Source organism: Stenotrophomonas sp. NPDC077421, from assembly GCF_049545505.1.
Lineage (GTDB): Bacteria > Pseudomonadota > Gammaproteobacteria > Xanthomonadales > Xanthomonadaceae > Stenotrophomonas > Stenotrophomonas nematodicola.
Genome location: NZ_JBMWDP010000008.1, coordinates 80,590 through 105,274, shown reverse-complemented (window position 1 = coordinate 105,274; position 24,685 = coordinate 80,590). Strand labels below are relative to the sequence as shown.

Annotated in this window: 18 protein-coding genes; 9 read left to right on the top strand and 9 right to left on the bottom strand. The window is 66.2% G+C overall.

Features of this window, described 5'->3' with window-relative positions:
• Positions 1-21 precede the first annotated feature (21 nt).
• Together ACPEH1_RS06370 and ACPEH1_RS06365 are read right to left on the bottom strand one after the other, a co-directional pair.
• On the bottom strand, positions 22-765 hold the full coding sequence (locus ACPEH1_RS06370) for a FadR/GntR family transcriptional regulator (protein ID WP_136006792.1): 744 nt from the start codon (positions 763-765) through the stop codon (positions 22-24).
• A 90-nt stretch (positions 766-855) separates the two neighbouring features.
• Complete coding sequence (locus ACPEH1_RS06365; protein WP_423715469.1) at positions 856-3,747, bottom strand: TonB-dependent receptor; 2,892 nt, start codon at positions 3,745-3,747, stop codon at positions 856-858.
• A 281-nt stretch (positions 3,748-4,028) separates the two neighbouring features.
• Between ACPEH1_RS06365 and ACPEH1_RS06360 the strand changes: the two genes are divergently transcribed.
• Genes ACPEH1_RS06360 through ACPEH1_RS06335 form a run of 6 tightly spaced genes read left to right on the top strand, consistent with a single transcriptional unit; the run spans position 4,029 to position 12,895 of the window.
• Complete coding sequence (locus tag ACPEH1_RS06360) at positions 4,029-6,254, top strand: polysaccharide lyase 6 family protein (RefSeq protein ID WP_423715467.1); 2,226 nt, start codon at positions 4,029-4,031, stop codon at positions 6,252-6,254.
• Positions 6,254-8,491 (top strand): oligoalginate lyase, encoded by a 2,238-nt coding sequence (locus ACPEH1_RS06355; RefSeq protein ID WP_312708159.1) that lies wholly within the window; start codon positions 6,254-6,256, stop codon positions 8,489-8,491. Before ACPEH1_RS06360 ends, ACPEH1_RS06355 begins: the two co-directional genes overlap by 1 nt.
• Positions 8,488-9,780, top strand: coding sequence for an MFS transporter (locus tag ACPEH1_RS06350; protein ID WP_312708123.1), 1,293 nt, complete (start codon positions 8,488-8,490; stop codon positions 9,778-9,780). Before ACPEH1_RS06355 ends, ACPEH1_RS06350 begins: the two co-directional genes overlap by 4 nt.
• Before the next feature lie 42 nt (positions 9,781-9,822).
• Entirely contained in the window at positions 9,823-10,578 is a 756-nt protein-coding gene (locus tag ACPEH1_RS06345) for an SDR family NAD(P)-dependent oxidoreductase (protein ID WP_423715464.1), read from the top strand.
• 35 nt (positions 10,579-10,613) lie between these two features.
• Positions 10,614-11,795 (top strand): GDSL-type esterase/lipase family protein, encoded by a 1,182-nt coding sequence (locus ACPEH1_RS06340; RefSeq protein WP_423715462.1) that lies wholly within the window; start codon positions 10,614-10,616, stop codon positions 11,793-11,795.
• Positions 11,792-12,895 (top strand): sugar kinase, encoded by a 1,104-nt coding sequence (locus ACPEH1_RS06335; RefSeq protein WP_423715460.1) that lies wholly within the window; start codon positions 11,792-11,794, stop codon positions 12,893-12,895. The genes ACPEH1_RS06340 and ACPEH1_RS06335 overlap by 4 nt, the downstream gene beginning before the upstream one ends.
• 15 nt (positions 12,896-12,910) lie before the next feature.
• Here ACPEH1_RS06335 and ACPEH1_RS06330 read toward each other — a convergent pair whose 3' ends face one another.
• Entirely contained in the window at positions 12,911-13,507 is a 597-nt protein-coding gene (locus ACPEH1_RS06330) for a TetR/AcrR family transcriptional regulator (RefSeq protein ID WP_423715459.1), read from the bottom strand.
• Between the two features lie 112 nt (positions 13,508-13,619).
• Here ACPEH1_RS06330 and ACPEH1_RS06325 point away from each other — a divergent pair, with 112 nt between their 5' ends.
• Genes ACPEH1_RS06325 through ACPEH1_RS06315 form a run of 3 tightly spaced genes read left to right on the top strand, consistent with a single transcriptional unit; the run spans position 13,620 to position 16,497 of the window.
• Positions 13,620-14,675, top strand: a complete 1,056-nt coding sequence (locus tag ACPEH1_RS06325) for a sugar phosphate isomerase/epimerase family protein (protein ID WP_017355196.1) — start codon at positions 13,620-13,622, stop codon at positions 14,673-14,675.
• A complete protein-coding gene (locus tag ACPEH1_RS06320) occupies positions 14,675-15,568 on the top strand; it encodes an alpha/beta fold hydrolase (protein ID WP_423715458.1) in 894 nt (297 codons plus the stop codon). Before ACPEH1_RS06325 ends, ACPEH1_RS06320 begins: the two co-directional genes overlap by 1 nt.
• Entirely contained in the window at positions 15,565-16,497 is a 933-nt protein-coding gene (locus ACPEH1_RS06315; protein ID WP_017355198.1) for an alpha/beta hydrolase, read from the top strand. The genes ACPEH1_RS06320 and ACPEH1_RS06315 overlap by 4 nt, the downstream gene beginning before the upstream one ends.
• 114 nt (positions 16,498-16,611) lie before the next feature.
• Here the strand turns inward: ACPEH1_RS06315 and ACPEH1_RS06310 are convergent, their stop codons facing one another.
• The 6 genes from ACPEH1_RS06310 to ACPEH1_RS06285 form a co-directional block, all read right to left on the bottom strand.
• Complete coding sequence (locus ACPEH1_RS06310; RefSeq protein ID WP_017355199.1) at positions 16,612-17,184, bottom strand: Ax21 family protein; 573 nt, start codon at positions 17,182-17,184, stop codon at positions 16,612-16,614.
• 177 nt (positions 17,185-17,361) lie between these two features.
• The gene (locus tag ACPEH1_RS06305; RefSeq protein ID WP_423715456.1) at positions 17,362-17,586 is read right to left on the bottom strand and encodes a hypothetical protein; all 225 of its coding nucleotides are present in this window, start codon (positions 17,584-17,586) and stop codon (positions 17,362-17,364) included.
• Entirely contained in the window at positions 17,583-18,278 is a 696-nt protein-coding gene (locus ACPEH1_RS06300; RefSeq protein WP_423715454.1) for an SMI1/KNR4 family protein, read from the bottom strand. The genes ACPEH1_RS06305 and ACPEH1_RS06300 overlap by 4 nt, the downstream gene beginning before the upstream one ends.
• Before the next feature lie 338 nt (positions 18,279-18,616).
• Entirely contained in the window at positions 18,617-19,057 is a 441-nt protein-coding gene (locus tag ACPEH1_RS06295; RefSeq protein ID WP_051008574.1) for an SMI1/KNR4 family protein, read from the bottom strand.
• 366 nt (positions 19,058-19,423) lie between these two features.
• Complete coding sequence (locus tag ACPEH1_RS06290; RefSeq protein ID WP_423715452.1) at positions 19,424-19,969, bottom strand: DUF4303 domain-containing protein; 546 nt, start codon at positions 19,967-19,969, stop codon at positions 19,424-19,426.
• A 25-nt stretch (positions 19,970-19,994) separates the two neighbouring features.
• On the bottom strand, positions 19,995-24,680 hold the full coding sequence (locus ACPEH1_RS06285; protein ID WP_423715451.1) for an RHS repeat-associated core domain-containing protein: 4,686 nt from the start codon (positions 24,678-24,680) through the stop codon (positions 19,995-19,997).
• Positions 24,681-24,685: the final 5 nt, after the last annotated feature.

Below are 24,685 nucleotides of genomic sequence, written 5' to 3'. Positions count from 1 at the left end.
ACCCTCGGCCCGACGCCGGGCCTACAGCCCGGTGGCGGCCATGAAGCGTTCGCGATCCTGCTGGGTACGCCGCCGGATCTCGGCGAGCGCCTCGTTCTCGGTGGCTTCCAGCATCGACTCGAACAGCCGCTGGAAGTGGTTGCGCATGGCCAGCCGGGCCGCAGCCGGGTCGCGCTGGCGCAGGGCGTCGAGAATGGCGGTGTGTTCTTCGTCGCGGGTGTCGTCGTCGTTGTGGCAGACGTTGGCATAGACCTGCTTGACGCGCGGCAGCTCGTTGCGCATCCGCCAGATCAACTGCACGCAATGCTCCACCACCGGGTTGCCGGCGATGCGGGCGATGGACAGGTGGAACTGCCGGTCGGCCTCGCTGGCGGCGGCCTCGCCCGAAGCCGGGTCGACCATCGCGGCGATCAGGCCGGCCAGATCCTGCAGTTCCTCATCGGTGATGCGGCTGGCCGCCATCGCCGCCGCTTCGGCCTCGATCACCGCGCGGGCGGCGGTGAGGTCGAAGGCCGAGACATCCGGCAATGCGCCCGGTGCCTGCGACGGACGGGCCTTCACATAGACGCCCGAGCCGGTCTTGATGGTGATCAGCCCCTGCGCTTCCAGCGCGATTTCCGCCTCGCGCACCGTCACCCGGCTGACGCCCAGGCGTTCGGCCAGGTCGCGTTCACCCGGCAGGCGCGAGCCCGGCGGGAATTCGCCTTTCTCGATCAGCGCGACGATTTCGGCGGCAATGGACTGGTACAGACGGGGTTCGGACATCATCAAAGGCCTGGCTGACAGGTGGCTGGGGACCGACACGCGGGCCGCGCCCTCAGAGAGCGGCGCGGTCCTGGAACCGCGCCACTGACCTCAGAAGCGGTAGCGCACCCCCAGATAATAGCGCCGCCCGTAGGTGGTGTACTCGCGGAAGCTGCCGAGGATGGGCATATCCGACACCCGCGGCTCGTCGGTGAGGTTGCTGGCCGACAGCGATACCGACAGGTGCTTGTTCACCTTGTAGGTGGCGCGGAAGTCCAGCGCGCCATTGTCCCGCACGTAGCGGTTCTGCGACGGGTCGCCGACGAACTGCTGGTAATAGTCCGAGCGGTACTTGTAGATCGCCTGCAGATCCAGCTTGCCCAGACCCCAGTAAACCTGCGCCGATGCCACATGCCTGGACAGGCCGAAGATGTTGGCCGGCTCGACGATGCCCGGGGTGACCACGCCGGTGGCGGGGTTGGTGGACTCGCCCAGGCGCAGGTCTTCGGTCCTGAAGTTGGAATCGGCGTAGTTGTAGCTGGCCTTCACACCCAGCCCGGAGAAGATGCCCGGCAGGTAGGAGAAGCTGTGCGAGGCGGTGAACTCCACGCCGAACAGATCGCTCTTCTGGTCGCTGGTGGCCAGCTGTTCCACCGGCACGGTCACGCGCTGGCCGTCGATGTCGAAGGTCTCATCAACGATCACCGGCATGGAGCCGCCGTTGAACTGCTTGTAGTACAGCGCCGTGGACACCATCGTGTCCGCGTTGGCGTACCACTCCAGCGACACGTCGGCATTCCACGACATCAGCGGCGTGGCGCGCGGGTTGCCGGTGGCGGTGATGCTGCGCAGCGCGTCGGCGACGCTGCTGAACTCGGCATCCACCTCGCCCAGGTTGAACGTGCGGCCGAAGCCTTCGGCGGCCAGGTCCGGGCGCGACATCGCCCGGTAGGCACCCACGCGCAGCAGCAGGTCCGGGTGCAGTTCGAAGGCGGCATTGAAGCTGGGCAGCCACTCGGTATTGCTGGACTTGAGCACCTGCGAGGTGAAATCGCCGGTGGGCTGCAGGGTCACGGTGCCATCGGGGTTGTTGACCACGTCCAGGCCGCTGCGTAGTCCCACCGAACGCACCTCGGTACGCACCCCGCGCACGCCGATGTTGCCGGTGACCGGCAGGCCGAACCACTCGGCGCTGTAGTCGCCCATCAGGTACAGCGCGCTGGTTTTCTCGGTCACATCGTTGTTGGCCGGGTTGCGCAGGTCTTCGCTCAGGCCGGTGTCGTCCTGGCCGGTGAAGGCCTTGAACAGGCAGCGGCTGTCGAAGCTGGCCCAGCGGTCGATGGTGTTGCCGCTGGCATTGGCCAGGAAGTCGTCCTGCGGGAAGTCCTGGCGGCAGGCGAGGTTCGCGGCGCGGATCGCGGCGACGTTGGTGGTGGTCACGTCCACCGTGTCGGTGTAGTCGGTGTAGGTCGCCTCGGAGCGGCGCAGGCCACCCTTGATCGCGGTGAAGAAGCCGCTTTCCGGAGTGAACGCGGCATCGAAGCGGCCGGCGCGGATGGTGTGTTCGCGATGCTGCTGGCGGCGGCGCACCAGGGCCGAGTCGGTGAAGTTGTCCGGGTTGTTCACATCGAATGCCGGGTCCAGGATGATGCTCGGCACATCACCGCTGTAGTCGTAGGTGTAGTCGACGTAGCGGGTGTTCTTGATGCCGCCCACCGGTCTGCCGTTGACGTCGGTGCGGCCGGCGCGCAGGCGGGTGGAGCGTTCGATCTGGTCGCGGCGCGTGTTGGAGTAGGACAGGTCGGTGGAGAGCGTCCACGCCGGGGTCGGCCGGAAGATCACGTTGAGGCCGCCGCCGGTGTACTCCTCTTTGCGCTCCAGGAAGTTGCCGGTGGAATCGACCGTGGTGCTGCCGGTGTGGTGCAGCAGCGCGCCGTCGTCACTGACCACGCGGTTGTTGAGGTTGCGCATCATCGAGGACAGCGACAGGTCCGAGCGGTCTTCGGTGTAGTCGCGCTTGGAGAACTGGTAGTCCAGGTTCACCTCGACCGCATCGTTGGGCCGCCACTGCAGCGCGGCGAACTGCGAGTCGCGCTTGTCGTGCTCGATGAACTGGCGGTAGATGCGGCTGCCGGGCACCAGGTAGTACGGCACGCCGTTGGCCACCTGGTTGCCGTTGACCTGGGTGCAGTTGCGGGTGGCGCCCACCACTTCGCGGCCGTCGCAGGCCACCCAGGTGGAGCTGCTGGAGAACATTTCTTCCGGGTTGCTGCCTTCCAGCGCCTGCACGCCGATGGACACGCCGAGCTTGCCGGCCGCGCCCATGTCGAACTGGTCGATGTAGCTGGCCGTGCCGCGCCAGCCCACACCGTCCTTGTCCTTGAGCCGATCGTCGTACTCCTGCCACGTGCCGCGGCCATCCACCTGGAAGGTGCGCTTGCCGTACTCCAGCGGTTTGACCGTTTCCATGTTGACCGTACCGGCCACGCCGCCTTCGACGAAGTCGGCGCGCTGGGTCTTGTAGATGGCCACGGTGTTGATCAGTTCGGACGGGAACTGGTTGAAGTTCACCGAGCGGTCGCCGCTGCCGTTGGTCGCCTCGCGGCCATTGAAGGTGGACGAGCCGAGGAACGGCCCCAGACCGCGGATCGAAATTTCCGACGCGCCGCCCTTCTCGCGGTGCGTGGAGGCGCCGGTGATGGTTTCGATGGCCTCACCGATCGACAGCGCGGGCAGGTCGCCGATGTCCTCGGCCGCCAGCACATCGGAGACCACGGTCTCCTCGCGCTTCTTGTCGATCGAGGTCTGGATCGTGCCGCGGATACCGGTCACCTGGACCTGGTCCAGGGTGGTGGCCTGCGCCGGCGGGGTCGCCGGGGCATCGGCATCCTGTGCGTGAGCCAGCGGCAGGGCCGCGGTGGCGCACAGGGCGTAAAGCAGTGCGCCATGCAGCGCGGTGTGGCGAAGGCCTCGTGGCGAGGCCGTACGGCGGTCATGCAACATCGTGATCTCCCTCCCAGGATGGATCGTCCGACTACACGGATTCGATCCGGACAATTCACGGTTGCTGGACCAATGTCAATGAATTGGTACTAAAGTCTACCCCTGTGATCCACCCAGACCACTTTGGCGGTATTTAATGTGCGGATGCAGCAGGAATATGCGCAACAGGCCAACCACATGCACCTAAAGTGGTATGCGATTGTGGTTGACGAACGCCGCGCACGACCTGTTACGATCCGGACTCGCGTTGGACGCCACGGTTGATCTGGGAGGGTAAGCCTGTGACTTTGCACCATTCGCATGCGCCACGGGCGCTGCGCCCGCTTGCGGCGGCACTGGCCGCAGGCCTGCTGCTCGGCGCCCTGCCAGCGGTCGGGGCAGATCATCTGGTCCACGACGCCGCCGGCTATGCGCAGGTGGCCGGCCGGCTGCAGCCGGGTGATACCGTGATCCTGGCCAACGGCGTCTGGCGTGATATTGACCTGCTGCTGCGCGGAACCGGCAAAATTGGTCAACCAATTAGATTGACGGCACAGACGCCGGGCCAGGTGATCCTCAGCGGCCAGTCGCAGCTCCGGCTTGCCGGCGCGTACCTGGAGGTGTCCAACCTGGTGTTCCGCGATGGCTGGGCGCCGGGCGGCGAGGTGGTCTCCTTCCGCGCCTCGTCGAAGGAGTGGGCCAACCACAGCCGGGTGACCGGCGTGGTGATCGACCGCTACAACAAGCCGGACCGCCAGCAGTCGGACAACTGGGTGGGGATGTACGGCCAGCACAACCGCTTCGACCACAATCAGCTGGTGGGCAAGACCAATGCCGGCACCACCCTGGTGGTGGTGCGCAACGCCACCAGCGGGCTCGACAACCGCCACCGCATCGACCACAACTGGTTTGGCCCGCGCCCCAACCTGGGCAGCAACGGCGGGGAAACCCTGCGCGTGGGCACCAGCCACGATTCGCAGTCCGAGTCGCACACGGTGGTGGAGAACAACTGGTTCGAACACTGCGACGGCGAGGTGGAGATCGTCTCCAACAAGTCCGGCGGCAACCTGTACCGCGGCAACGTGTTCTTCGAATCGCGCGGCTCGCTGGTGCTGCGCCACGGCCACGGCAACGTGGTGGAACGCAATGTGTTCCTGGGCAACAACAAGCCGCACACCGGTGGCGTGCGGGTGATCAACCGCGGCCAGGTCGTGCGCGACAACTATGTCGAGAACGTGGCCGGCGACAACTTCGCCGCCGCGCTGGCGGTGATGGCCGGCACCCGCGACGCGCCGCTGAACCGCTACGAGCAGGTGGCCGATGCGGTGATCGAGCGCAACAGTTTCATCAACGTGCGCCAGCTGTTCCTGGGTGCCGGGCTGGATGACGAGCGCAACGCGATGCCGGTCAACAGCCGCATGACGGCCAACCTGTTCATCGGAGACGGCAAGCAGACCCTGCTGCGCAGCCAGGGCGACCTGTCGGGCATCGCCTTCAGCGCCAACGTGCAGAGCCCCGCCGTTTCGGACGGCTTCCCGGGCGGGGTGAGCGCGGCCAACGTGACCCTGCAGCGCGCGCCCAACGGCCTGCAGTACCCGGTGGACCCCATCGCTGCCGGTGCACCGCGCGACCTGGCACCGATCGCCCGCGACCAGGTCGGGGTGGCGTGGTACCCGAAGGCGCTGGACACCACCGCACTGGGCAGCGGCAGCCTGCGCCAGGTGGCGCCGGGCGAGGACACCCTCACCCGCGCCATCGCGGCCAGCGCACCGGGCGACCGCCTGCAGCTGCAGCGCGGCCAGTACCGGGTGGACCAGGTGCTGGGCGTGAACCACCCGCTGAGCGTGATTGGACCGGCGCGCGGCCAGGCGCGCCTGCAGTTCACCCGCCCCTCCCTGTTCGAGATCCGTGCGGGTGGCTCGCTGAAGCTGTCGCGACTGGACATCGACGGCGCACTCGCCCCGGACACCGCCGGCAATGCGGTGGTCCGCATCGCCCCGGGCAGCCAGGCGTTCAACTACACCCTGCTGATCGAGGACAGCCGCGTCCACGGGCTCACCGCCAACAAGGCGTTCGATGTGGTCAATGCCGGCAAAGGCAGCCTCGCCGCGCGCATCGGCATCAGCAACACCACGGTGGACGACATCAGCGGCAGCGTGATCGCCGCCGCCGCCGAAACCGATGACCTGGGCACGTACAACGCCGAACAGGTGGACATCGTCGATTCGCGCTTCACCCGCATCGGCGGGCCGCTGCTGGACCTGTATCGCGGCGGCACCGACGAGAGCACCTTCGGCCCCTCCCTGCGTGTGCAGGGCAACCAGCTGCAGGCCGTGGGCGTGGCCGACGACACCAGCCTGCGCCTGCATGGCGTGCAGCAGGCCACGCTGGTGGACAACCACTTCGCGCACAGCGGCCGGGTGCGCTTCAGCCACCGCGTCGGCGAGCCGCGTCTGCGCACCCGCGACAACGTGCTCACCGCGACCGCGGCGATGCAGTCCGATACCCCAGCCGAGACCCTGCCATGATGCGTTCCACGCCCCTGTTGCTGCTGCTGGCCGCTTCCCTCGGTCCGGCCGTGCTGCCCAGCGCGCACGCCGCACCCGCCCGTACCCAGCAGGCAGCCGCCGATGCGACCGCCCCGGTGCTGGTGACGCCCGCGCAATGGACGCAGATGCGCCAGGACGGCGCGCGCGCGCCCCTGTTCGCACGGGAACAGCAGCGCGCCGAACAGCGCGTGCGCGCGATGATGAAGGCAGGCATCGATGTGCCCGTCCCGAAGGACAAGGGTGGCGGTTACACCCATGAACAGCACAAGCGCAACTACCAGGCCATCCAGGCCGCCGGCGCGCTGTACCGGTTGACCGGCGACACCGCCTATGCCGACTACGCGCGCGACCTGCTGCTGGGCTACGCCAAGCTCTATCCCGGTCTGGGCGCGCATCCGCAGGGACGCGGGCAGATTCCCGGCCGGCTGTTCTGGCAGACCCTCAACGATTCGGTGTGGCTGGTCAGCGCGGTGCAGGGCTACGACGCGATCCGCGACACCCTCAGCGCTGCCGACCGCGCCACCATCGACAACAACGTGTTCCGCCCGATGGCCGACTTCCTGAGCGGTACGCCGGAGAACTTCGACAAGATCCACAACCACGCCACCTGGGCGGTGGCCGCGGTGGGCATGACCGGCTACGTGCTGCGCGACCCCACCTACGTGGACAAGGCGCTGAAGGGCAGCCGGCGCGATGGCAGCGCCGGTTTCCTCAAACAGGTGGACCAGCTGTTCTCGCCGGACGGCTATTACGAAGAAGGCCCCTACTACCAGCGCTATGCGCTCGCACCGTTCATCCTGTTCGCCAACGCCATCGAGCGCAACGCCCCGCAGCAGGACATTTTCAAACGGCGCGACGGGGTGCTGCTGAAGGCGGTGGATGCACTGGTGCAGACCAGCTACGGCGGCTACTTCTTCCCGATCAACGACGCCATCCTGGACAAGGGCCTGGACACCGAGGAACTGGTGGCCGGCATCGACATCGCCTACGCGCAGACCGCCGATGCGCGCCTGCTCTCGGTGGCCAAGGCACAGAAGCGCGTACTGCTCTCGCCCGAGGGCCTGCAGGTGGCCCAGGCGCTGGCGCAGGACAAGGCCACGCCGTTCGACTTCGTCCCCACCCTGCTGCGCGACGGACCGGAGGGTACTGAAGGCGCGCTGGCGATCCTGCGCATGGGCGGTGCCGATGGCCAGGCGCTGGTGATGAAGAACACCAAGCAGGGCATGGGCCACGGCCACTTCGACAAGCTCAACTGGCTGTTCTACGACAACGGCCAGCGCGTGGTCACCGATTACGGCGCGGCGCGCTTCCTCAACATCGAGGCCAAGTCCGGCGGCATCTACCTGCCGGAGAACACCAGTTGGGCACGCCAGACCATCGCCCACAACACGCTGGTGGTGAACGAGCAGAGCCATTTCGGCGGCGACTGGAAGAAGGGCCAGGCGCTGGCACCGACGCCGCTGCTGTTCGCCACCGGCCACGATACGCAGATCGCCTCGGCGCGCATGGTGGGTGCCTACGACGGCGTCGCCTTCACCCGCACACAAGCGCTGCTGTCGCACCCGGCACTGGGCGAACCGGTGGTGCTGGACCTGCTGCGTGTCACCGGCAGCAAGGCGGCACGCTACGACCTGCCGCTGCATTTCAATGGCCACATCATGGAGGTCGGGTTCAAGACCCAGTCCGCAGTGACGGCGCGGCCGGTGCTGGGCAAGGCCAACGGTTACCAGCATGTGTGGATCGATGCGGCCAGCGAGCCCACGAGCGAGGCGCGCAGCCTCACCTGGCTGCTTGGCGGCCGCTTCTACACCTACCGCTTCGCCAGCACCGCGCCCTCGCGTGCGCTGATCGGCGAGAGCGGCGCCAACGACCCCGCGTTCAACCTGCGCCGCGAACCGATGCTGCTGCAGCGCGTGGACGGCCAGGCCGCCACCACCTTCTACGGCGTGCTGGAACCGCACGGCAGGTACGACGGCACCGCCGAAACCGTGCGCGGCGCCAACAGCCGCATCGACCGTATCGCCCACTACCGCGGCAAGGATGCCGACGTGCTGGTGCTCGACCTGGCCGGCGGCCAGCGCATCGCGCTGGGCATCGCCGACGAACCGGGCAAGGCCGGCAGCCATGAGGTCAGCGGCGACGGACAGCGCTGGCGCTGGGAGGGCGGCTGGAAGCGCTTCGACACCGGCACCGCTACCGGCAAGGACAGCAAATGAAGGTCACCACGCAGGCCCGTACCTACGTCCGCTGGCTGATCGTGGGTTTGATCGCCGTGGCCACGGTGATCAACTACATCGACCGCAATGCCCTGGCCGTGATGTGGCCGCAGATATCCAAGGACGTCGGCGCGACCAAGGAAGACTACGCGCTGCTGGTCACCGTGTTCATGCTGTTCTACGCGGCCGGGCAGTTCGTGTTCGGGCGGCTGTTCGACATCATAGGTACCCGGCTGGGCTTCGCCCTGTCGATCGCGGTGTGGTCGATCTCCATCGCCCTGCATTCGGTCACCCATTCGATCCTGTCCTTCAGCCTGGTCCGCGCCCTGCTCGGCATCAGCGAAGCCGGCGCATGGCCGGGTGCGGTGAAAGCCAACGCAGAGTGGTTCCCGGCACGTGAGCGGGCGCTGGCGCAGGGCGTGTTCAATGCCGGCGCGTCGATCGGCGCAATCGTGTCGGCACCGCTGATTGCCGTGCTGTTCCTGTGGCTGGGCTGGCGCGGCACCTTCATCCTGATCGGCGCGATCGGCTTTGTGTGGCTGCTGCCCTGGCTGATCATCTACCGCGCCGGCCCCGACAAGCACCCGTGGGTGAGCGCGGCCGAGCGTGCGCTGATCCTGGATGCCCCCACCGAAACGCCGGCCGTGCCCAAGGCGGAGTACGTGCCCAACGTGCGCCAGCTGCTGGGCCATCGGCAGACCTGGGGCATCCTGATCTCGCGGTTCTTCCTGGACCCGATCTGGTGGCTGTTCGTATCGTGGCTGCCGATCTACCTGGCCGACACCTTCGGCTTCGACATCAAGCAGATCGGCATCTTCGCCTGGGTGCCCTATGTGGGCGCGATGATCGGCAGCCTGGGTGGCGGCTGGTTGTCCGGCCGCCTGATCGGCGCCGGCTGGAGCGTGGACAAGGCGCGCAAAGTGGTCATCACCCTGGGGGGCGCGATCATGGCCCCGGCGCTTCTCGGCGCCGTGCTCGCCACCGACCCGGTGTGGGCCGTCATCACCATCGCCTTCGTGCTGTTCGGCTTCCAGATCGCCATCGGCAACATCCAGACCCTGCCCGGCGACATCTTCAGCGGCAAATCCGTCGGCTCGGTGGCCGGCCTGGGCGGCATGGCCGCGGTGGCCGGCACGCTGATCACCACCTGGCTGGTACCGGCCATGACCCACCAGTCCTATGCCCCCATTTTCATCCTGGTGGCGGCGCTCGTGCCGGCCTCGCTGCTGGCGCTGTGGCTGGTCACCGGCCGCGTCGAAAAACTCGACGGCCCGACCACCCCGCGCTGAGCCTTCGTTCCCTTTCCCCCAACGCACTACCGGAGTATTTCCATGTCCCAATTCAACGACAAGGTGGCCATCGTCACCGGTGGCGGCCGTGACATCGGCCGCGAGATCTCGCTCAAGCTGGCCGCTGCCGGCGCCAAGGTCTGCATCAACTACGCCAACGACGAAGCCAGCGCGCAGGACACCCTGGCGCAGATCCAGGCCGCGGGCGGCACCGCGATCGTGCACCGCGCCGACGTTACCGACGCCGCCGCCGTTGCCGGCATGGTCGCGGCCACCCAGGCCGCGTTCGGCGAGCGCATCGACGTGCTGGTCAACGTTGCCGGCGGCATGGTGCAGCGCCGCCCGCTGGCCGAGATCGACGAAGCGTTCTTCCACAAGGTGATGGACCTCAACATGAGCTCGGTCTTCCTCACCACCCACGCGGTGGTGCCGCACATGCCCGAGGGCGGCGCGATCGTGAACTTCGCGTCGCAGGCCGGCCGTGATGGCGGTGGCCCGGGTGCGTCGATCTACGCCACGGCCAAGGCGGCAGTGATGACCTTCACCCGTGCGATGGCCAAGGAACTCGGCCCGCGCGGCATCCGCGTCAACGCGCTGTGCTGCGGCATGATCGCCACCCGCTTCCACGATGAATTCACCAAGCCGGAAGTGCGTACCGCCGTGGCCGGCAACACCCCGCTGCGCCGCCAGGGTCGCCCGCAGGAAGCGGCCGATACCGCCGTGTACCTGGCCTCGGACGCCGCCGGCTTCATCACCGGCGCCAACGTCGACGTCAACGGCGGCACCTACTTCTCCTGATAGACACGTTCCGCTGACCGCCTGGGAGGGCTGCCATGCTGCGCTGGATCACTGCATTGTCGATTGCACTTGCCACCAGCGCCGCTGCGCTGCCCGCCCATGCCCAGGTCTGGGTGCCGGCGTGGACCGCCTCACCGGCACCCGACCGCAAGGACGGTACGCCCGACGCACCCGTACAGTTCGCCAACCAGACGGTACGCCAGGACATGCGCCTGGCCAGTTCCGCCACGGCGCTGCGCTTCCGCATCAGCAACGAACTGGGCGATGCGCCGCTGACCATCGGCGGCGTCACCGCTCACCGCACCGGCACGGCCACACCGGCCAAGCTGGTCACCTTCAATGGTCGCAACGCGGTGGTGGTGCCGGTCGGCGCCGCCCTGCTCAGCGACCCGGTCGCGATGACGGTGCCGGCATTGGCCGATGTATCGCTGACCGTGTACTTCCCCGAGCCGACCCGGCCTGCGGTGCGGCGCACCGCGCTGCGCATCGCCGACGGCCGCCAGGCCGAGGTGGGCGACAAGGTCAAACTCGCCTACCGGCAGAACGTCGTATCGGCCGTGCTGGCCGAGCGCGCCACCAGGCCGGTGGTGGTGGTCGCCCTGGGCGATTCGATCACCGAAGGCGCCACCGCCACGCGCGGCAGCAACGGCGACTGGCCGGCACTGCTGGCCACCCGCCTGCAGCAGGCCTGCCCGGACCAGGTGGTGGTGGTCAACGCCGGCATCAGCGGCAACAAGGTCATGGACCACGGCCGCAGCCACAGCTCGCTGGCGCGGCTGGACCGCGATGTGATCGCCCTGCCCAACGTGAGCAAGGTGATCGTGTTCGAAGGCATCAACGACATCCGCCACGATGGCGGCACCCCGCCCAAGGCCGGCCGCAACGCCGAGGACATGGTGCTGGGCTACCGCCAGATCGCCGAGCGCCTGCACGGCAACGGCATCGGCGCGATCGCCGCCACCATCACCCCGTTCGGCGGCTCGGACCGCTACGAACCGCTGTCGGCGGCGACCCGCACCACGCTCAACACCTGGATGCGCGGCGGCCGCAGCGGCTACGACGCGCTGATCGACTTCGATGCGGTCCTGCGCGATCCGTCCACCCCGGAGAACCTGCCCGAGGACATCACCCGCGATCACCTGCACCCCAACGACGAGGGCTACCGGCGCATGGCTGCCGGCATCGACCTGGGCCTGCTCGGGTGCAAGGCACGATGAGCGCGCAGCAGTTCGCGGTGGCGGCATCGACCGGCCAGCGCTGGGATGCCCTGGCACTGGGCGAGGTGATGCTGCGCTTCGATCCGGGCGAAGGCCGCGTGCGCAACGCGCGCCAGTTCAGCGTGTGGGAAGGCGGCGGCGAGTACAACGTGGCGCGCGGCCTGTGCAGCACGTTCGGACACCGCAGCGCGGTGTTGACCGCGCTGCCGCGCAACGCGCTGGGCGAATTGGCCCGGCAGTTGATCCAGGCCGGTGGCGTGGATGCCAGCCAGATCCTCTGGCGCGATTACGACGGCATCGGCCGCAACACACGCATGGGGCTCAACTTCACCGAACGCGGCTTCGGCGTGCGCGCGCCGCTGGGGGTATCCGACCGCGCGGGTTCGGCTGCCGCGCAGCTGCAGCCGCACGAGATCGACTGGGAGACGGTGTTCGGTCGCGATGGCGCACGTTGGCTGCATACCGGCGGCATCTTCGCGGCCCTCTCCGAACACAGCGCGCAGACCGCGATCAACGCCGTGCGGGCCGCGCGCCGGCACGGGGTAGCAGTGTCCTACGACCTCAACTACCGCGCCAGCCTGTGGGAAAGCCATCCCGATCCGGACGCGGCGCGCCATGCCAACTGCGCGATCGCCGCCGAGTGCGACCTGCTGGTGGGCGACGAGTATTCCTTTGCCGCGTGCCTGGGCATGGACCTGGACGACCTGGGCAAGCGGACCACACCGATGGACGTGGGCCCGGCCGATGCCGCCGCGCTGCGGGCGCTGACGCGCTTCCCGAATCTGCAGGCGGTGGCGTTCACCCTGCGCGATGCCGCCACGGCCGCGCGCCACGGCTGGGCCGGTGCGCTGCGCACCCGCGAGCGGCTGTTCCTCTCGCGCACGCGCGAGGTGGACCTGTTGGACCGGGTGGGCGGCGGCGATGCATTCGTGGCCGGCGTGGTCCACGCCCTGCTCAGCGGCAAGGGCGAACAGGCCGCCGTGGACCTGGGCGCGGCGCATGGCGCACTGGCCATGTCCACGCCGGGTGACACCGCGTGCGCCAGCCTGCAGGAAGTGGAGGCGGTGGCCCGCGGCGACGGCGCGGCGGCGCGGCGCTGAGCCGCGCCGGGTTCATCAGGCCGTTGGCCGCACCGGCAACGCCTGCATCGCCACGCTCACGGCGGCCAGCAGGCGCGCGCGGCTGGCGCCATCGCGTGCCTGGGTGGAAATGCCGTGCAGTACGGTGGCGTAGTAGTCACCCAGCGCCTGTACGTCGCTGCCGTCGGGCAGTTCGCCGGCGCTGGCCGCCTGCCGCAGGCGCGTGATGATCTGCGCGGTGCGCTGGCGGCGGTGCTCGGCCAGCCAGTCCATCACCGCCTCGTTCTCGGGTGCGGTGCTGGTGGCCGCCGACACCACCAGGCAGCCCTGCGCGCGGCCGCGCCGCGTGTAGGTCAGCACGGCATCGTGCAGCATGCGCTCGATCGCCGGGCGCACCGCCTGCTCGCGCAGTGCCCGGTCGGCAAAGCAGCCATCGCCCGCTTCGTAAAGCGCCACCGCCTCGCGGAACAACTGCTCCTTGCTGCCGAAGGCCGCATAGATACGCGCCGAGGCGATGCCCAGCGCCTCCACCAGCGCCGACATCGAGGTGCCCTCATACCCGCGCTCCCAGAACAGCAGCATCGCCTGCTTGAGGGCGTGGTCCTTGTCGAATTCGCGGGGGCGGCCGGCCATGAGCATCACTACGGATTGAAGCGGTGCGGCGATTCTATCCAAACCGGGCGTTGACCGGAACGAATCTGCGGCCTATTCTTTGTCGTTCGACAAATAATAAGGCAACACCTTCATGCGTACCCTTAAAGGCCCCAGCCTGCATCTGGCCCAGTTCAGCGCCGATCAGGCTCCCTTCAATGACCTGCCTTCCATCGCCGCGTGGGCCGCCGGCCAGGGCTTCAAGGCCCTGCAGATTCCGGCGTGGGACGAACGTCTGTTCGATGTGGAACAGGCCGCGCACAGCCAGCAGTACTGCGACGACCTGATCGCGATGCTGGCCAGCCACGGGCTGGTGATCAGCGAACTCACCACCCACATCTTCGGCCAGCTGGTGGCGGTGCACCCTGCCTATGACGCGCTCTGCGACAGCTTCGCGCCGGCCGCCCTGCACGGCGACCCGGCCGCACGCACCGCGTGGGCGGTGGAACGGCTCAAACTGGCCGCGAAAGCCTCGCAGCGGCTGGGCCTGGACCGGATGGGCACCTTCTCCGGCGCCTTCGCCTGGCCGTACCTGTTCCCGTTCCCGCAGCGGCCGGAAGGGCTCATCGACGCCGCGTTCGAGGAACTGGCGCGGCGCTGGTTGCCGATCCTGGATGTCTGCGACGCGCACGGCATCGACCTCTGCTACGAGATCCATCCCAGCGAAGACCTGCACGACGGCACCAGCTTCGAGCGCTTCCATGCCGCCGTGGGCATGCACCGTCGCTGCCGGATCCTGTTCGATCCCAGCCACTTCGTCCTGCAGCAGCTGGACTACCTGAGCTTCCTGGACATCTACCGCGATTTCATCGGCATGGTCCACATCAAGGATGCCGAATTCAATCCGAGCGGGCGCCAGGGCATCTACGGCGGCTACAGCGGCTGGACCGAACGCGCCGGACGTTTCCGCTCCCTCGGCGACGGCCAGGTGGACTTCAAGGGCATCTTCTCCAAGCTGGCCCAGTACGACTACGACGGCTGGGCCACGCTGGAATGGGAGTGCTGCCTGAAAAACCAGGAGGACGGCGCGCGCGAGGGCGTGGCGTTCATCAATGCACACATCATCAAGGTCACCGATCGCATCTTCGACGACTTCGCCGGTGCCCCGGTCAGCCGTGCGCAGATCCACGGCATGCTGGGGATCCACTGATGAAGACCGTACACGACCATTCCACCTCCGCCGCGCTGGACGGCGTGGTGCACCGCCATGTCCGCATCGAGGGGCGCAGCGTGCACTGCGCGATCCTCGGCCAGGGGCGGCCGGTGCTGCTGATCCCCGGCTGGCCGCAGACCTGGTATGCCTGGCGGCACATCATGCAGGCGCTCGCCGCACAGGGGTTCCAGGCGATTGCCGTGGACCCGCCGGGCACCGGCGATTCGGACACGCCGGCGCACGGCTACGACACCGGCGCCACCGCCGCCACCCTGCACCTGCTGATGCAGCAGCTTGGCCACGCGCGCTACCAGGTGGTGGGCCACGATGTCGGCATGTGGGTGGCCTATGCGCTGGCCAGCGACCAGCCCGACGCCGTGCAGCGGCTGGCGATCACCGAAGCGGTGATTCCCGGCCTGGCCGAGGCGCCGCCGGTGTTCGTGGCACCGGAAGACAACATCTTCCTGTGGCACTTCATGTTCAACCAGGTACGCGACCTGCCCGAGGCGCTGATCGCCGGGCGCGAGCGTGCCTACCTGACCTTCATGTTCGACCGCTGGGCGCATCGCCGCGAAGCGGTGGCCTGCGAGGTGTACATCCGCGCGTACTCGGCACCGGGCGGGCTCAGTGGTGGCTTCGGCTACTACCGCGCCATTCCCGAAACGATCCGCCAGAACCGTCAACGTGCGCTCACCCCGCTGGCGATGCCGGTCCTGGCGATCGGGGCCGAGCACGCCACCGCCGACATGCCGATGGACACCATGCGCGCCCATGCCAGCGACCTGCGCGGGGCGATGATTGCCGACTGCGGCCACTTCGTCATGGAAGAAGCGCCCGAGGCCTTCCTGGCCCAGCTGCTGCCGTTCCTGCTGCCGGCGTGCCAGGCATGAGCCTGGACCCGGATATCGCGCGCTTCCTGGCTGCACTGCCACCGCCGTCGGCAGTGGCCGAGGCATCGCTGCTGGACCTCCGCGCGGCCAGCGAGACGGCACTGCCGGCACTGCAGGGCCCACTTGAGGACGTCGCGGCAGTCCGCGACGTCCTCGTGGCCGCCACCGATGGCCACGCCATCGGCGTACGGGTGTACTGGCCCGCCGGACACAGGCCTGGCCACGCGCGGCCAGGCCTGGTGTTCGCGCATGGCGGTGGCTGGTTCCAGGGCTCGCTGGCGGTGTACGACAACCCGTGCCGTGCCTTGGCCAATGCGAGCGGCTGCGTGGTGATCGCGATGGCCTATCGGTTGGCACCGGAGCACCCCTTCCCGGTGCCGCTGGAAGACGTGTATGCGGTGCTGGACTGGAGCCACCGCACCGCCGCCGCCCTCGATGTCGATCCTTCCCGCCTGCTGGTCGGCGGTGACAGCGCCGGCGGCAACCTCGCCGCCGGCGTGGCGCTGCTGGCGCGCGACCGCGGCGGCCCGCCCATCCATCACCAGCTGCTGCTGTACCCGGCACTGGATACGGCGGTGGACACCGACAGCCACCGCCGCTACGGCGAAGGCCACTTTCTCACCACCGCACTGATGCAGCGCTGCTGGGAGGCCTATGTGGGCGCCCACAGCCTGGCCAGCCCGTACGCGGTGCCTGCACGCGCGCAGGACCTGACCGGGCTGCCCGCCGCCAGCATCCTGGTCTGCGACCACGACCCGCTGCGCGATGAGGGCGAGCACTACGCGCGCCGCCTGCAGCTGGCCGGGGTACCGGTACGGTGCGAGCGGTTGCCGGGCATGGTGCATGCGTGCCTGCACCTGCTGGGCGCCGCACCGGCATCGCGCATCCTGCTGGACCGCAGTGCGGCCCTGCTGGCCGAGGTGATGTAGGCGGTCCTGCGGCGTGCGCACAGGCGTGGTGGTAGCGCCCACGAAAAAGGCCCGGCAGTGCCGGGCCTTTTCTGCCACACCAGTACGGCGCGTGGCGATGCCGTCAGACAGCGCTTACCAGCTGAAGCGCGGGCCGACCGACCATTCCTTGTCACCGTGGCGATCCATCTTGATATCGCCGTTGATGCCCCAGTTCTGGTTCAGCTTCACCTGGCCACCCAGGCGGCCGTAGAACTGGCCATCCGGATTGATGCCGTGCTTCTTGCTGTAGTCCTCGTAGCCCGCCATTGCGTAGACTTCGGCGTGCTGGCCGAACGCGGTACGGATACCGGCTTCAGCGCTGTAGCCGTTGAAGTCCAGGCCTTCCTTCGGGTCGAACTTGTTGTAGGCCACGCGGCCCACGAAGTCGGTGCTGTTGCCGATTTCCTGGTTGTAGCCCACGCCCACGCGCCACTGATCAACCTTGAAGTTGCCGATGTCGGTCTTCTGCTGGTTGTACTCGCCAAAGGCGTGGAAGTTCGGCAGGAACCCGTAGGAACCCTTCACGCCCCAACCGTCGGCCTTGCCGCCGTCGGCGTCGGTCTTGACGTAATCGCCTTCAGCGTAGTTGTAGGACAGGCCTTCGGCAGCGGACGCGGCGAACGGCAGGGCGGCGGCGAGCGCCAGAGCAATCAGGGAAGTCTTCATGGGGGGGTACACCTCTGTTCTTGCAGCGGCGCACTGCGTGCCGCCTTGGAAATGTAAATTCTCCGTTATTCGCCCGAACCCGCCCTGAAAGCGGCCGCTGCGCGAACCGTGAATTTTCTGCAGCGGTTCAGGCGCGCTCTGGCATACGCGCGCCTGCGCAGGTGCGTTGCTGGCGCCCTAGAACTGGGTGAAGCCCGCTGCCACCTCCACCACCTCACCGCCGATGCCGCGCTTCCCATACACGCATAGAGCGCCATAACCGAATGGATAGTCGCCAAGCACGAACCCCTCCGGAAATCCGTTCTCGTCCACCTGAAGGAGGAACTCGCAGCCATCGCGAATCAAGGCGCGTACGTAGTAATCCTCTTCCTGGATCCGTCGGCGCCCACTGCCAACCTTCACGAACCATGCCCCGTCGATGTCACCGCCCCCGGTTGCGGGAAGTCGGACCCCGCGAGGCACACGAAGAACCGTGCACCGGGACGTGCCTGCCCGGACTTCACCAGCGCATCCGGCGAACATCCGCCTACCCTGGAACTGCCCGCATCCCCGGGAACAAGATCAAAGTATCTGTCGCTTCCCATCATCGGCTCCTGCCGGACTGAGAAGTGCACAGGATAGCGGGCAAGGCGCCGCGCAAGACCCGATCGGTACACGTGCACCAACGTGATCATGAACTCGAGGAAGGACGGAGAGAAAAAGTGAAACACACCTTCATCATGATCAAACCTGACGACAGGGTACTCCCCCTCCTTCAACCCTCCCCTTGTATCAAAATAGAACGCTTCATCTGACCCCGGAATAAAAACTGGGAGAAGACCAAGCGGAGGAAATCCATTTCCCACGGCAAGGCGGGTGTTGTACACCAGATCATCATCGGCGATATCCCGGTCCTCTATGGGCGCAAGTGTGAACACCTGCGTGTCGCCAACACTCAGATTCCCGTACCTGAGCAGCCACGCCTTATACGTATCGGGCAACGGGATGCCGAGCTCACGCTCCGCATCCTCAATCAGGGCGTGGGGCACGCCCTGCCCTGGGAACACTTTCAACCGGGCAGACTTAGCTACCACGTCATCAATGACATCGAACATTGCCACGCTCCCGAACATCAATGGACACGCCACGCGTCAGAACGCAGCACGCACCTTCCTCAATACGCAACGCAACCATGTTGCGAACTGGCATCACTTCACCGCAATCGATAATTGACGGAGGGAGCTCCGGAGCTATCCAGCGTAAGCGACAAAAACTGAGCCAGCCGCCACCTATCTGAAGTATGTATCAGACGCTCCACCCCGCACCCGCCCGTTGGAAGCGGAATCGCAAACACGTCACCAACCGCAATATTGATCTTCTTCGCCATTTCAGCCACTCGAACCCAACTCTAGACCTCGATGCCTGGCAACGATTACCCATGAATTTGAATCAATCACAAGCCGTCAAACCTAGGAAGCAGAGGAGCGTACCCGGACCTCATCACATCCTTGATGGATCCACTGCATAGTTTCTCAAGCAGTTCGCCCAGTGACTCTGCCGCATACCGAAGACCCGCCATTCGAGCACCAATACAGTAGATCGAATACTCACCCGCGCGCTTTTCGTTGATATCCCAGGCAAAGCACTCACCGTTCTCGCTGGCTGCAAAGGGATACAGGCGAGCGGCGATTTCATTATCTCCGTCCGGCTCGAACTCGAAGTAGTCATCGGCGACAGCATCATTTATGAACCCTTTGGCGCGTGCGCCCTGAACTAGAATTGAATCTTGGTGTTCGGGCACGCCCGAATAGATGATGGCCAAGCCGCCAAAGCGGCCATAACCGAGCGTCGCTGCAAATTCGCAGTAGGATCCCGGGAGCCTGAAACCTTCCACGCGAATTAGGTCAAGTGAGCTTCTAGCAGCCACTGAACTTGAAGGATCAATTGTTTGAGTATTCTTTCGTCCATCTCAGACCCCAAATCCTGCAGCTTTGCTTGACGTGTCGAGACCCATTCGTAGCAGTCGCATCCACAAGAACATTTTCCCAAGCATCTATGACGTACATAGTTACTGACCTTGGAACTAGTTCATCACCCTAGCAATCAGTGATCACTTCCATCAGCACGGCATTTCCTTTGTTCATGTGTCGACGCACAACGCCCTTTTCCTGGTGAGGTCGCCGGTAGCGCCGTCGAAGTGGCGGGTTCCTTAGAGCCTCTTCATGCGCACTCCAAAGCAAGAAGGAATATGCAAACGAACTCAATCGTCCACTTCTGCAGCCTCCTCCAACCACTGCTTGAAGATTTGCGAGTCAGTGTCGTTCAGCCGCGCCACGCGGTCTACGTTGGAAGGCACTGGAGGCATGATCTCCACTGCGACAAGTAGCTTGCTGCGACGCTGCCCTGTGCCGAATGCACCCTCTTCATCCAACTGGCGTGCGGCCTGCTCTACAGCAGCCATGCGGAACTCAATCTCCCTTTCCCACTCATCGATACTGAGGTCTTGTAGGTTCGGCCTGGCGAGGAAGGGCGCGCGAAGCTCTTCAGTGTGTTCGCTTCCAAAGTCAACGTATGGAGAATCTGCATACGACCATTTCAGTTCCGCAGCTACTTCCGGGCCTTCGCCGCTTTCGTCCACTGCCCTTGCAAGTGCCTCTTCAGACCACGCCGAAAGAAATGGCGCGTGGCCTTCCTCCGTCATGACGAAGGTGCAGTAGTAGAAGTTCTCACCACTTCTAAACAAGTGGAGTAACGCAGGCCGAAATGCCTTGACGACCAAGTTCACCAAAATATTGACATCTTCCATTCTCAAATCTCCGCGAGTCGTCTTGCTAACCTCGGCACGAAGCCGTGAACTCTCTACCAATTTGCCGCAACTCTCTTCGGAGGGCACTCCTCGTCGCACGATGACCATATCCAGCTGCAGACATCCTGTCGACGACCGCAGTCAGTCGCGCCTTCACATCCATGTGGAATTTCCTCGTGTGCATTTTATTGTGCGGCCGCGGATGATCCACTGGAACACCATTAGCGGCATCATTGATCTCAATGTCATATGCCGAAAGGATATCTCTCGAGTCTGCGGCTGCAGCCCAGTGTCCCTTGGATCCTGTTGACGCAACGATGTGACCTGCGGCTTGCCCAGGAGCGACCGCTCTCCCTTCTCGGTTCATGTTTCGGCGAAGGATGTCGGCGTTTTCCCCGGTCGTTCGGCCGCCAGTCAGACCCAAAGGATCTGTCCAATTTATGTAATTGAGTCCGTAAGCGTAAAGATTTGTTCCTCCACTGAGCCCAATCGGATCGGCCGAACAGAACTGACTCGACTCCCGGTCAAAGTAGCGCGCAAGGTTGTAAACCAATCCGGTTTCCACATCGTGATACTGACCGAGCGAACGAACGCAGCTCAGTTCGTCATCGCAACCGTCATCACGCGTGTCTTCAGACGGAGCAACCCAAGCTACCCTGCCTTGAGCTGTAAAAATTCGATTGGGGCACCCATTGGGATCACACTGGTACAGGAAAAATCTATTGCTCGCTCCGTTTAGCGTCTCCGTAGATGCATGGACCGCGTCTAGTAGTCGCCCATCTGATTCGGTATGCACCAACTCATCGGGTGCCGTGCCGCTTTCGGACAATGGACGAGCCGGATTACGGTGCGTCGTAGGAGTCTGGTGCCCAAGAGGCTTAACCGCATCTTTGGGGTTCGATGCCACCGTTCTATCGGGTCCAAGACCAGTAGCCCCCAGCCTGGTACCCCAAGCACTCTCGGGCTGCAAACTGGCTTGCCCAGCTCTTTCGACAGGCAAGCCAATCGCCGCGTCTTGATTCGCAAGCGAGAGGTTGCCAAGCGTACCCAATCCGTTTGCGCTGTAGTCCGCTGAGCGTAGTCTTCCAGGCGGAGAGCTGTCACGTTCTGGACGCTGACCGGAGCCGTCGGCTGTCGTTACGACGCTAGAAAGCGAAACAGACGGGGACTGCGCGTCACGCCCAACAGTGTCAACTCGATAGTAAGGTTCTGACTCCAGTTCACTACCAGTGCCGGCAGATGAATCACCTCGCCTCTCCAGCATCGCCAACGGCACGAAGCTTCGCGGGTAGTACACATACTCCCGCACCCCCTCATGCAACTTCTCCAACCGTCGTTGCCGCCGCTTCACTTCGATCAGGCTGGCCACGTTGTCCACCCACACCGGTGCAGCGTCCTCGGCGTCGTTGGCCTGCTTCACCTCGCCCAGCAGTGCATCGCCGTCCCAGAAGAACCACGTGGTCTCCGTCGGGTTGCGCTTGAACACACGGCGGCCCAGCGGGTCGTAGCCGTAGTACGTGCTCTTGCCGTCCCGCCGGCTCTCGGCCAAACGATGGTTGGCATCCCAGATCAGCTCCAGGTCGCTCGCATCCCCGCCCCCCGGGCTGCCCTTGCGTACCATGTCGCCGGCGCGGTCGAACACGTAGTGCACGCCCTGGTAGGTGCCCTCGCGCGTCCACAGCACCTCGGCCTGGTCATCGCCGCCAGCCACCTTGCGCATACGCACTTCGCGGATGTCGGTGCGCAGGCGATCGCCGGCCGGGTCGTTGTAGTACTGGTGCAGCACGCCCTTCGGATCGGTATGCGCGAGCAGTCGCCCTATGGCGTCGTAGCGGTACTCGTCCACGCCTTGCGCACTGTCCTGGCGGCGGGTGAGGTTGCCGGTGCGATCGTAGTCGTAGCGGGTGTCGAACAGCGGGGCGGCGTCACGTAGTACGGTCTGCGCGGTGAGCAGGTTGCGCGCGTCGTAGTCGAAGCGTCGCTCAAGGTGCGGGCTCAGCTGCTCGCGCGTGGTGCGTCCCAGCGCGTCGCGCTCGAGGGTGATCGGCACTTCGTCGTTGATGCCGATCTCGCTGACCTGGTCGCACAGATCGTAGGCGAACGCGATGGCATTGCCGGCGCTGGTCTGTCGCTGGGTGCGGTTGCCGGCCTCGTCGTAGGCGTAGCCGACACGGAAGCCATCCTGGATCTCCTCCAGCAACTGGCCCAGCGGGTCGAAGCGGCGGGTGACGTGGCGGTGCGCGTTGCGCAGGTCGACAAGCTGGCCGCGCGCGTCGTACTGGAAGGTTTCCTTGACCTGGCGACCCGGCTGGCGGATGTCCGGCAGGGTCTTGGCGGTGATGCGCCCGAGCTTGTCGGTGGCGAAGACGATGCGTTGGCCAAGCGGGTCCACGGTGGTGGTGAGGCGTCCAGCGGCATCGTAGCTGTAATGGCGCGACTGGCCCCAGTAGTCGATTTCCTCGACGATCCGGCCGAGCGGATCGCGGTTGAGCAGGTAGTGCTCGCCGCGCTGGTTGACCACGCCGATCAGCTGCTCTTCGGTGTCGTAGCGGTACTCGACCACGTGCCCATCGGCCTGCACGCGCTTGCCGATCTGGCCGATGCCCACGTACTGCAGGCGGGTGCGCGCGCCCGCTTCGTCCAGGTAGGTGATGAGCTGGTCTTCGGCGTCGTACTCACAGCGCACGCCGCTGCTGTCGGGCGCCTGCACGCCCAGCAGGCGGCCCTTGGCGTCGTACTCGTAGGCCGTGGTCTGGCCAAGCGGGTCGGTCTGGTACAGCAGACGCCCCAGCGGGTCGTGCTGGTACCGGCTTTGGTGGCCAAGCGGGTCCAGCACACTGGTCACCAGGCCGTGGCGGTCGTAGCCGACGGCGGTGACGGCGCCGCGGGGGCTGGTCTGGGCCTGCAGCAGGCCGTAGGCATCGTACGTGTAGCGGGTGGCGGCCTGCAGTGGGTCGGTCTGCTCGATGAGCAGGCCGCGGGTGTCGTAGTGCTGCTGCCAGGTGTTGCCCTCCGGATCGGTGACGGCGAGCAGCTGGTCCTGGTCATCGAACTGCTGCTGCAGCGTGGTTCCATCCGCCCGCACCAGCACCACCAGGTTCCCGCGTTCGTCGTACTCGAAGCCGGTGCGCAGTCCCTCCGGGTCGGTCACCGCCACGGTGCGGCCAACATCGTCGTACTCGAAGATGGTCACCCCATCCAGCGGGTCGATCTCGCACAGCGGCAGACGGTTTTCATCGAACTTGACCAGCGACACGTTGCCCAGCGAGTCGGTGATGCGGGTTTCGCGCAGCAGCGCGTCGTAGTCGAAGTGGTAGTCGTACAGACCGCCGTCGCCCCAGGAGTGCACCACGCGCCACTGTGCGTCGAACGCGTAGTAGAAGGACAGGCCGACGCGGTCGGTGTGGCGCACCATGTGGTGCTGGGTGTAGCCGAAGGTACGCGGGGCGCCGAGCGGGTCCACGGCGGCGATCAGGTCGCCGTCGGTGTAGCGGTAGCTCACCAGCGGGTGGTTCAGGCCGGTGGCGGGATCGTGCAGCTGCAGGTCGTCGATCCGCCCGTGGCGCGCGGTGACGGCGATGTAGCGGCCCTGCTGGTCGTCCACGCCGCGTTCGACGATGCGCACCAGATGGCCATCGCGGCGCTCGAAGCGCCAGAAGTTGCCGCAGCTGTCTTCGATGCGCTCGATCGGCAGGTGCTGCTCCTGCGGCAGCTGGGCCACGCCGGGCGCGGCAGCGCCGTCGAAGCGGTAGTGCAGGCCGCCCTTGAACCGCACGATCCACTGGCCCTGCTGCCGCCACAGGCGCGCGCCATCGACGAAGTCCAGGACCGCCACGTCGGCGCCGTCGCGGCGCGGCAGCTCGGGGAAGAAGGCCACCTGGTCCGGGCCGGACAGCCAGGCGCTGCCATCCGGGGCCAGTGCCAGCGCGATGTCGGCCGGGGTCTGCCAGCCGAAGCCGCAGGCGCCTTGGCGCTGTGCGTGGCGCGAGGCGTACACGCGGCGCCAGGCCAGCGGCAGGCGGCCGGGGATGCTGAAGTCGTCGTGGGTGACCGAGACGCTGCCGTCGCGGATGTCCACCGGCTCGGCGCGCAGCACCTTGCACTTGAGCGTGCCCGACGGCAGGTGCCCCCAGCGGGCGCGGCGCCATTGCGCGAAGGCATCCATCTTCTTGCGGAAGAAATCGCTTTTGCGCAGCTTGCCGAGGCCGGCAAAGGCGGCGCGGAAGGCCAGCGCGGTCCACGATACGGTGGGCGGGCCACCGATCTTGACGCTGGTGGGAATGGCCACGTTCAAGCCGGTGGGCAGCGACATCGCGCGCAGCGGCTTCTTCGGCTTCTTGACCCGGAACGGGTTGATCATGCCGGCCAGGTTGCAGTCCAGCACGGGCATGGCCAGGCGCGAGAACGGCTCGCCATCGGCCGACACGGTGCGGCTGCCCATGAAGATCTCCTCGCCGTCGAACTGCGGGCCCATCGGCGCGGCCAGCGGCGGGCCCCACACGCCCAGCGGGATGTGGATGTCCAGGCCACCGGTCCCGGCGGTGCCGCGGTGAACGCCGTTGACCTTGACCGTGGAGCCGATGAAGGGGATGTAGTCGAACGGGTCCAGCACCAGGCCGATGTGCGGGGTGGGCAGCGGGCACGGCGGCACCGCGTACATATGGATGTCGATGCCCAGCTGCGGATCGAAATGTTTGGCGGCGATGCTCATGGCGG

Bases quoted from the DNA above. Each gene is read 5' to 3' on its own strand.
- ACPEH1_RS06370 (WP_136006792.1), bottom strand. From the start codon at position 765: ATGTCCGAACCCCGTCTGTACCAGTCCATTGCCGCCGAAATCGTCGCG.
- ACPEH1_RS06365 (WP_423715469.1), bottom strand. From the start codon at position 3,747: ATGTTGCATGACCGCCGTACGGCCTCGCCACGAGGCCTTCGCCACACC.
- ACPEH1_RS06355 (WP_312708159.1), top strand. From the start codon at position 6,254: ATGCGTTCCACGCCCCTGTTGCTGCTGCTGGCCGCTTCCCTCGGTCCG.
- ACPEH1_RS06350 (WP_312708123.1), top strand. From the start codon at position 8,488: ATGAAGGTCACCACGCAGGCCCGTACCTACGTCCGCTGGCTGATCGTG.
- ACPEH1_RS06345 (WP_423715464.1), top strand. From the start codon at position 9,823: ATGTCCCAATTCAACGACAAGGTGGCCATCGTCACCGGTGGCGGCCGT.
- ACPEH1_RS06340 (WP_423715462.1), top strand. From the start codon at position 10,614: ATGCTGCGCTGGATCACTGCATTGTCGATTGCACTTGCCACCAGCGCC.
- ACPEH1_RS06335 (WP_423715460.1), top strand. From the start codon at position 11,792: ATGAGCGCGCAGCAGTTCGCGGTGGCGGCATCGACCGGCCAGCGCTGG.
- ACPEH1_RS06330 (WP_423715459.1), bottom strand. From the start codon at position 13,507: ATGGCCGGCCGCCCCCGCGAATTCGACAAGGACCACGCCCTCAAGCAG.
- ACPEH1_RS06325 (WP_017355196.1), top strand. From the start codon at position 13,620: ATGCGTACCCTTAAAGGCCCCAGCCTGCATCTGGCCCAGTTCAGCGCC.
- ACPEH1_RS06320 (WP_423715458.1), top strand. From the start codon at position 14,675: ATGAAGACCGTACACGACCATTCCACCTCCGCCGCGCTGGACGGCGTG.
- ACPEH1_RS06315 (WP_017355198.1), top strand. From the start codon at position 15,565: ATGAGCCTGGACCCGGATATCGCGCGCTTCCTGGCTGCACTGCCACCG.
- ACPEH1_RS06310 (WP_017355199.1), bottom strand. From the start codon at position 17,184: ATGAAGACTTCCCTGATTGCTCTGGCGCTCGCCGCCGCCCTGCCGTTC.
- ACPEH1_RS06300 (WP_423715454.1), bottom strand. From the start codon at position 18,278: ATGTTCGATGTCATTGATGACGTGGTAGCTAAGTCTGCCCGGTTGAAA.
- ACPEH1_RS06290 (WP_423715452.1), bottom strand. From the start codon at position 19,969: ATGGAAGATGTCAATATTTTGGTGAACTTGGTCGTCAAGGCATTTCGG.
- ACPEH1_RS06285 (WP_423715451.1), bottom strand. From the start codon at position 24,680: ATGAGCATCGCCGCCAAACATTTCGATCCGCAGCTGGGCATCGACATC.